This is a genomic window from Sphingorhabdus sp. (assembly GCF_046292425.1).
In the GTDB taxonomy this organism is placed as follows: domain Bacteria; phylum Pseudomonadota; class Alphaproteobacteria; order Sphingomonadales; family Sphingomonadaceae; genus Sphingorhabdus_B.
Genome location: NZ_JBKBQV010000082.1, coordinates 1 through 7,420 on the forward strand (window position 1 = coordinate 1; position 7,420 = coordinate 7,420).

General features: G+C 56.0%; 7 protein-coding genes. 4 read left to right on the forward strand and 3 right to left on the reverse strand.

Annotation, left to right across the window (positions count from 1 at the left end; translation table 11 throughout):
• On the reverse strand, nt 1-635 hold a 635-nt coding region (locus ACK4S7_RS12715; RefSeq protein ID WP_409647504.1), incomplete at its 3' end, for a TonB-dependent receptor.
• Between the two features lie 103 nt (nt 636-738).
• Here ACK4S7_RS12715 and ACK4S7_RS12720 point away from each other — a divergent pair.
• Both ACK4S7_RS12720 and ACK4S7_RS12725 read left to right on the forward strand, forming a co-directional pair.
• The gene (locus ACK4S7_RS12720) at nt 739-1,362 is read left to right on the forward strand and encodes a TetR/AcrR family transcriptional regulator (protein WP_409647507.1); all 624 of its coding nucleotides are present in this window, start codon (nt 739-741) and stop codon (nt 1,360-1,362) included.
• A 24-nt stretch (nt 1,363-1,386) separates the two neighbouring features.
• Nucleotides 1,387-2,949, forward strand: a complete 1,563-nt coding sequence (locus ACK4S7_RS12725; RefSeq protein ID WP_409647510.1) for a peptide chain release factor 3 — start codon at nt 1,387-1,389, stop codon at nt 2,947-2,949.
• On the opposite strand, the gene ACK4S7_RS12730 is transcribed toward ACK4S7_RS12725, so the two are convergent.
• A complete protein-coding gene (locus tag ACK4S7_RS12730; RefSeq protein WP_409647513.1) occupies nt 2,946-4,904 on the reverse strand; it encodes a beta-galactosidase in 1,959 nt (652 codons plus the stop codon). The two genes, ACK4S7_RS12725 and ACK4S7_RS12730, sit on opposite strands and share 4 nt — an antisense overlap.
• A gap of 193 nt (nt 4,905-5,097) precedes the next feature.
• Between ACK4S7_RS12730 and ACK4S7_RS12735 the strand changes: the two genes are divergently transcribed.
• Complete coding sequence (locus ACK4S7_RS12735) at nt 5,098-5,691, forward strand: LacI family DNA-binding transcriptional regulator (RefSeq protein WP_409647516.1); 594 nt, start codon at nt 5,098-5,100, stop codon at nt 5,689-5,691.
• 133 nt (nt 5,692-5,824) lie between these two features.
• Nucleotides 5,825-6,940, forward strand: a complete 1,116-nt coding sequence (locus ACK4S7_RS12740) for a fatty acid desaturase family protein (protein ID WP_409647518.1) — start codon at nt 5,825-5,827, stop codon at nt 6,938-6,940.
• Between the two features lie 14 nt (nt 6,941-6,954).
• On the opposite strand, the gene ACK4S7_RS12745 is transcribed toward ACK4S7_RS12740, so the two are convergent.
• Nucleotides 6,955-7,287, reverse strand: coding sequence for a hypothetical protein (locus tag ACK4S7_RS12745; protein ID WP_409647521.1), 333 nt, complete (start codon nt 7,285-7,287; stop codon nt 6,955-6,957).
• Between the last annotated feature and the right edge of the window lie 133 nt (nt 7,288-7,420).

Genomic DNA, 7,420 nt, shown 5'->3' on the forward strand with positions numbered 1-7,420 from the left:
AAGCTGCCGCCAACGCGCACGATGTCACCAATTGGTGCTGACACGGTCAACACGCCATCGGCTTGTTTATATGTGCCGACCGTAGCACGTGCGCTGAGCGAAAATTCCTGGGGCAACCGCTTGGTCACATATTTGACGGCGCCACCGATAGTGTTGCGTCCGTACAGCGTGCCTTGCGGCCCGCGCAGAACTTCGATGCGCTCCACATCATAAATGTCCAGCACTGCAGCTTGCGGTCGGTTCAGGTAGACATCATCAAGGTAAATACCGACGCCGGGTTCAAATCCTGACACCGGGTCTTGCTGTCCAATGCCGCGAATGAAGGCGGACAAAGTGGAGTTGCTGCCGCGTGACGTTTCCAGCGTGGTGTTCGGGGTGATGTTGCCGATTTCGGTAATGTCGAGCGCACCGCGCATTTCCAGCGATTCACCGGAGAAAGCGCTGACGGCAATCGGCACGTCGAGCAAATTTTCCTCGCGGCGGCGTGCAGTAACAATGATTTCACCCCCGCCTTCCGCTTCATCCATGGCTGGCGAAGCATCTTGCGCGAATGCAGGCGCTGTCCAAGCGATGCCAGAAATCGAAATGCTCGCCAGTAAAGCGGCGCGAATGACAGAGTTTTTAGGGGAATTCATGAGCTACTCTCCTCCACATATGCGGGTCTTTACCCGTTTCCAAATATCCGTATAGTGAAAGTTGAACCATGTTTCAACTTATTGACTTTAGGAAGAGTAGCGAATGTCCGCGGAACGTGGCATATCAGCAACAATGACACCGGCAGGAAAAACGCCGCGCACTGAAAGGGGGCGCAAAACGCTTCGTCTGTTGCTTGATGCTGCTGCTGCGGAGTTTGGCGAAAAAGGATTTCACGAAAGTTCGGTTGTGTCGATTACCCAGCGCGCTGGCGTCGCTCTTGGCAGTTTTTACACATATTTTGATTCGAAGGATTCCCTGTTCCGTGCACTGGTGCGCGACATGTCCGCGCAGGTCCGGCACACTGTAGGCCCGGTGATGGCCGCCGAACCGAACAGGCTTGAAGGCGAACGCAAAGGTCTTGCAAAATTTCTCGAATTCGTGCGCGAGCACAAGGAACTTTACCGGATTATCGACGAGGCGGAATTTGTTGATCCAGCAAGCTATCGTGCGCATTATGAGGACACGGTAAACGGCTATCTGAAAAGTCTCACCGATGCCGCCGCAAAGGGCCAATTGCGCGACGACGTCGATGAAGTGCACGCTTGGGCAATTGTCGGCATGAACGTTTTTCTTGGACTGCGTTTTGGCGTCATGGGGGAGGATCGCGACGTAGTCGATGTGGCGAATATTGCCGCAGACCTGCTTACAAACGGGTTGAAGCGATAATCAATCGTCCCTAAGCCGCGCTGCATGACGCTGAACCGCCGCACCTTTGCCATTATTTCCCACCCTGATGCTGGTAAGACCACACTGACGGAGAAACTGCTGTTGCAAGGCGGCGCCATCCACTTGGCAGGTGAAGTCAAAGCGCGGGGCCAAGCGCGGCGTGCGCGTTCGGACTGGATGAAGATCGAGCAGCAACGCGGCATTTCGGTTACCTCATCGGTCATGACATTCCAAAAAGACGGCATTGTCTTCAACCTGCTGGATACGCCTGGGCATGAGGATTTTTCGGAAGACACCTATCGCACGCTGACGGCGGTCGATTCTGCCATCATGGTCATCGACGCGGCCAAGGGCATTGAGCCACAGACGCGTAAGCTTTTCGAAGTGTGCCGTCTGCGCAGCGTGCCAATTATCACGTTCGTGAACAAGGTCGACCGGGAGGGCCGCGCTGCCTTTGAAACAATTGACGAAGTCGCGGACGCGCTCGCGCTCGACGTCTGCCCGATGAACTGGCCCGTCGGCATGGGCGGCGAGTTTGAAGGGCTATATGATTTCAGCAGCGGTCGCCTGAGCCAGCCATCTGGCGACAGCAAGGCATTTGAGGGCAAGACGAGCGACCATAGCGGCCTTGATGCGACATCGCTTGAGCAGGTGCTCACGCCAGCCGGTGTAAATCGACTGCGCGAAGAGGCCGAACTTGCGCAGGCCGGCTATTCGGAATTCGACCTGACAGCCTTCCAGAATGGCGACCTGACCCCTGTCTATTTCGGGTCCGCGCTAAAGGAGTTTGGCGTAATCGAGCTGATCAACGCCATTGCGAAATACGCCCCGCCACCCCGTCCGCAACCGAGTTCCAAGGGCAATATTGACCCGTCCGAAAAGGAAGTCACTGGCTTCATTTTCAAGGTACAGGCCAATATGGATCCGCAGCATCGCGACCGCATCGCGTTCATGCGTTTGTGCTCGGGCACGTTTAAGCGCGGAATGAAGCTGACGCCTTCGGGGCTTGGTAAACCGGTCGCAATTCACTCCCCAATATTGTTTTTCGCGCAGGATCGCGAGATTGCAGACAGCGCCGAGCCCGGCGACATCATTGGCATTCCCAACCATGGCACATTGCGCGTTGGCGACACCTTGTCCGAACGCAACGAGGTGCGGTTTACGGGTCTGCCAAATTTTGCACCTGAAATCTTGCGCCGTGTCGTGCTTCGCGACCCGACTAAAACGAAGCAGTTGCGCAAGGCGCTGGATGATCTCAGCGAAGAGGGCGTGATTCAGGTTTTCTACCCTGAAATAGGGTCGAACTGGGTTATTGGGGTCGTCGGCCAACTGCAACTGGACGTACTAATCTCGCGACTTGAGGCGGAATATAAGGTCGATGCCTTTTTGGAAGCGGCGCCATACGACACCGCACGCTGGCTTATCGGTCCGGAAAGCGCATTGGCGCAATTTGTGTCGTTCAATGGCGGCAACATGGCCAAGGACCGTGACGGACACCCAGTTTTCATGGCCCGCTCGTCATGGGATGTTGGCTACCAGCAGGAAAAGCATCCGGATTTGAAGTTTAGCGCAACCAAAGAACGCTAACGCCAGACCGCGACGCCATAGGGTTCGATTTCCGGGCCACCGATGACGAACTCCACGCCCCTGGGCGCAGGCGCTGTTGTGGGCGTTTCCGCCAGATTGAATGCGAACGTCAAGTCCCCGCGCCTGCGCAACCGCAATGTGGGCGGCAGGGGCGTTATGGCAATCCCCGCCTCCGCACAGAGATCAAGAAGCAAGCGGGTCACGAACGCATCATCGGTTAACGTAGCGATGTAAGTGCTGCGCCCCGACCGGACTGCGGCGGGCGCGTTATCTTCATAGGTGGCAATTACCTTGGCGTCACCAGCTTCAATCGTTTCACGCCAGCGGCCGCTTTCATAGGTTTCGTCTTTATAGATTACGGTGCCGTTGCAGTCCGGGCGAAGCGTTTCTACCGATGTTACCTTGATTGGAACAAAGGCGCGCAGTCTTCCCGGCGGCAGGCTGTCGCTGATGGAAAATTCCTCCGTCTTCGCACCCGATCGGGGTCCAAACAGCAACAGTCCTTTGCTTTCCTGAAGCGCAGCAAGTGCAACGTCATCAACGACCGCAAGCGTTGGTACGACAATCAGCCTGTAGCTATCAAGCAATGGCTGACTTGCCGAAACGAAATCCACATCGACGCCCAGGGAACGCAACGCGCAATAATATTGAAACACCACCGCATCATATCGATAGCCAGCCCCTTGGCGTTCAATATCATCAACCCAGCCCGATACGGGATCAATGATGATCGCAACGGACGACCGCGGCGCAACGGCGGACAGGTCACCCAGCGATTGCAACTCGGCGGCAGCCTGCTCTACCTCCGCCCACGCAGCGGCAGGCATATCGTCTGGTCGAAGCAGGCCTGCATGCATTTGTTCCTGTGCAAAGGGCACTTGCCGCCAACGGAAGAACGCAACGCAAGCCGCACCATGGGCAAAGGCCTGAAGCGTCCAATGGCGCACCATGCCGGGTGCCGGGCGTGGATTATGCGGCGCCCAGTTCACGGGACCCGGCTGCTGCTCCATAACCCACCAAGCGCCTTTCGACAGCCCGCGTACAGAATCGAAGTTTAAGGCCGCGAGGTCAGGGTGCCCCGTGCGCATGAAGGGCTTCCAATGTTCCGCCGACGCCTTCGCCATCAACTGGTCTGAAAAGCCGAGCGGATAATTGTCGTAGCTTAAAAAATCGAGTTGTCGCGTCAACGCCGCATTGTCCACGCCGGTTGTGGCCGGGGGGATGATATTGTGCGTTACCCATTGGTCCGGCCCTGCATGCCGCCGAATCGCCGCAATCATAACGTCGTGAAATTGCACCACCTGTTCCGAAGCGAAACGGCGATAGGCCAGCCGGTGCGCGGGGTTGGTTTCGCAAACGGTGAAAAATGGCAGGTCAATCTGATCGAAATCGTCATATTCCATTGACCAGAAAACATTGCCCCATGCAGCGTTCAGCGCGGCAATATTTCCATAACGCCGCGCGCAGTAGGCACGGAATTTCTGCAAAGCCGCTGGCGACGCGCTCATTGTCGTGTCGTGGCAGCATAGTTCATTGTCGGTTTGCCAGCCGGCGACGTTGGGGTGGCTACCATAACGTTCCGCCATGGCAGCGGTAATCCGCTCGGCCTGAAGCAGATAGCTGTCGCTTGAAAAATCATAATGCCGTCGCGAGCCAAACCGGCGCACTTGGCCCGTGTGAATGTCGACTGGCAGGATGTCCGGATATTTCTCGCACAACCATTTGGGCGGTGTGGCCGTGGGTGTCCCCAACACGACCTTGAGGCCAGCCAAGCCTAGAGTGTCGATGGCCCGGTCCATCCAGTCCCAATGGAATACGCCGCCGCTTTTTTCAATTCGCCCCCATGCGAATTCCCCAATACGGACGTAGGTCAGGCCGAGGTCGCGCATCCGCTGGGCGTCCCGTGCCCAATATTCCGCAGGCCAATGTTCGGGATAATAGCAGACACCTAACATGAAGAACGGTTTAGCGGGCTGGACGCGACTGGCAACCCGGCAAACGTCCAAGTGCAATGTCTTGGCAGACCCGTTTGGGAACAACTGCGCCTGCAATGCGTTGTTGCGGTATAGTCCGGGGGACTTTCCTGCGCGGCCAGTTGGCTGATGCTGACATTCTCTGGGCAAATTTTGCATAAGCGAAGGAACAGACGTGGATAACGGGCGCCGGGTTCGAAATATCACAGAGTTAGCGCAATTGGCGGGTGTGTCACCGGGTACGGTTTCAAGGGCGCTAGCTGATTCGCATTTAATTGCACGCAAAACGCGCGAACGGATTCAGGCAATTGCCCGCGAACATGATTTCCGGCCAAATGCTCTTGCCCGCAATCTGCGGACAAAAAGGACGGGCGCTATCGCCGTAGTTATACCGGCAAAAAAACAGACGGAAGACCCAAAGCAGGACCCGATTAGCGTGACAATGTTGGCGTCGATCAGTTCGGCATTGACGGATAGGGGATATGATCTGTTGCTTATGACGGCTGATGAATCCGATCCACGCTGGTTGAACCGAATGACGGACTCAGGTCGCTGTGATGGAATTATCGTTCTTGGTCAGACAGATGTAGAGGAACAACTGGGCGAGATTTCTGAAGGATATGATCCGCTGGTAACATGGGAGCCTGGATCATCTGGTGACGGTCGCAATGTGTTGGACGGTGATCTGGACGAGGACGGCCGCGATCTGGTAAACTCGCTATTTGGCCGCATTTCGGGCAAAATGTCGGCAGCGCACGCACCAGCGTAAATCGCTTAGCGCGAGAATACCGATTACACTTAGTAATACAAACTCGCCATAATTCCGGCATTCTGCCATTTTGTTGCCACGACTGACGCCTATCTGGGCATCCATGATACCCGTTGGACAAATCGAATCGCGCATGAATGACCTGTCATTGACCGCTACCCTTCCGCTAGACGATGTCCGGCAGGGGATTGACGTTGCTGATCGTGCAGCGGCGTTAAAGCGCGTGCCCGATGACAAAGCGATGCTGCGTGCGGTTGCCGAACTCACCCGCGACCTTGGCAACCCCAATCCGCGCATTTTCTGGTCCGATTTTCTGGGTTCGGCTTTTCTGGGCTATGCCGGACTGGCCATTGCAATTGGTTCTGAAATCATCTGGCTTCAATGCGCAGCAGCACTCGTCTCGGTGCTTGCACTATACCGCGCTGGCGGATTTATTCATGAAGTAACCCATGTGAAGCATTCTGCGCTTCCAGGATTTCGTTTCGGCTTTAACGCCGTAATTGGCGTGCCGTTGCTGGTGCCGTCATATATGTATGAAGGCATTCACAATCTTCACCACGCGCGCACCCGTTATGGGACTGATCAGGATCCCGAATATCTGCCACTTGCCCTGATGAAGCCTTGGACATTGCCCTTGTTCATTTTGGCTTCACTGCTTGCCCCTGTCGCCCTGTTGTTTCGCAACGCCGTGCTTGCACCTTTGTCGCTGGTAATCCCTGCATTGCGCAGAGTTGTCGTAGAGCGCTATTCGGGACTGGCAATTAATCCAGCCTTTCGCCGCCGCCCCGCCGAAGGCGAGGCGCGCCGCAATTGGATCATTCAGGAAACCGCTGCAAGCATCTGGTCCATCGTCCTGCTTGCTGGCGTGTTTACTGGATTTATTCCGTTGAACGCATTCCTGATATTCCTTGCCATTGTTTCGAGCGTTGCGGTTTTGAACCAGATTCGGACTTTGGTTGCCCATCTTTGGGAAAATGATGGCGAACCCCTGAGCGTCACCGCCCAGTTCCTTGATAGCGTCAACGTGCCGCCACCTGGCATGCTCGCATCGATCTGGGCGCCCGTAGGGCTTCGCTACCACGCGCTGCACCATTTGCTGCCTAGTGTGCCCTATCATGCCTTGGGTGAAGCACATCGTCGTCTCACGGCACAATTGGCCCCCGACTCCGCCTACCACCGCGCCAGTTATAATGGCTTGGCTGGCCTCGTCTATCGCCTGACGCGCAGCACACTGGTGCGCGGCGCTTAAAACGGCAGCGCCGCCTATGGCAGAACCCTTGGTTCTGCGGTGGCTATTATAAATGTGACGGAAAAACTGGAGCGGGCGAAGGGAGCGGGCCGATGAAGGGCATGATCTTGCACATCATTACCCTCACCATCCCTTGACGCTGCCCCAGCTTCGGAGCGTTCGATGATGGTCTCGGTGGATGATTCAGCATCATTTGAGACGACGGTATCAGGCTCATGTTGATCGACCGTTTTGTTACCGTCGCACAGATGGTCATTAGGCTGACGCTCGTTCATTTCGGTGTAGCGCCACATGCTGCGCACCACTTCGCCCTCGGTGTTCGTAACGGTTTTCCACATTCGTCGCATGGCGGACCGTATAGATCGACTATGTGATGCCAGATTGCGTTGATGTTGGTCTCGCGGAAGCTGGTCAGTTCGAAGTAGAAGTCTAACGCCAGTTGCTTGCTTTGGTCGTCGGTTATCCTCGATAGGACTGGAT

Excerpts from the sequence above, each read along its gene's own strand:
- ACK4S7_RS12745 (WP_409647521.1), bottom strand. The coding sequence starts at position 7,287 with ATGCGACGAATGTGGAAAACCGTTACGAACACCGAGGGCGAAGTGGTG.
- ACK4S7_RS12740 (WP_409647518.1), top strand. The coding sequence starts at position 5,825 with ATGAATGACCTGTCATTGACCGCTACCCTTCCGCTAGACGATGTCCGG.
- ACK4S7_RS12730 (WP_409647513.1), bottom strand. The coding sequence starts at position 4,904 with ATGTTAGGTGTCTGCTATTATCCCGAACATTGGCCTGCGGAATATTGG.
- ACK4S7_RS12720 (WP_409647507.1), top strand. The coding sequence starts at position 739 with ATGTCCGCGGAACGTGGCATATCAGCAACAATGACACCGGCAGGAAAA.
- ACK4S7_RS12725 (WP_409647510.1), top strand. The coding sequence starts at position 1,387 with ATGACGCTGAACCGCCGCACCTTTGCCATTATTTCCCACCCTGATGCT.